Origin of the sequence: Pseudomonas sp. MWU13-2100 (genome assembly GCF_023242365.1) — a bacterium.
GTDB lineage: Bacteria > Pseudomonadota > Gammaproteobacteria > Pseudomonadales > Pseudomonadaceae > Aquipseudomonas.
The window spans coordinates 1-493 of the sequence record NZ_JALLIX010000152.1; the positions used below are offsets into that span (position 1 = coordinate 1).

Here is a 493-nt window from a genome sequence, read left to right on the forward strand (position 1 = left end):
TGCGCCTGATCTCGCGGCTAGGCTTCATTCCGTCACTGCCAATTCAGTGGCCGGGTTTAGTCGCCCGCTGTTTGATCAGGCGCACAGCGCCACCTTCTACGAGGCGCTTTTTTTCAGCCTCCGTTTATGGTGGTCGTGCGCAGGGCACTTCGGTGCGCCGGGTTTCCTGATCACCGGTCGACTAACCTGCGTACGGCTGCCACCCCTTCGTTTAGTCGCGAATGTGGCGGCTCCCTCAACAGATCGGGAGTAACCACTCTATGTTCAAGATCACCCCCAATCCACCGGCAACGTCCAACGTTGAAACCATCGATCCTCGTGTCGCCGACCGGGCTTTGTCTCATTACAATCTCGCTCCGAACGCAGGCTCGAAACCTGCCACAAACACAGTGTTGCAGGGTCATCTGCCTGCACTCAGGAATCAGGAAGAAACCCTGATCAACGTCTACTCGATTCTGCAATCCGCTGCGGCCACGGCCTATGAGCACGCCGA

At 57.6% G+C, this 493-nt stretch carries 1 protein-coding gene; it reads left to right on the forward strand.

The window, feature by feature from the left end:
- Positions 1 to 260: 260 nt before the first annotated feature.
- Positions 261 to 493 (forward strand): hypothetical protein (locus M5B99_RS29805; protein ID WP_248807481.1); only part of this gene is annotated, 233 nt, incomplete at its 3' end.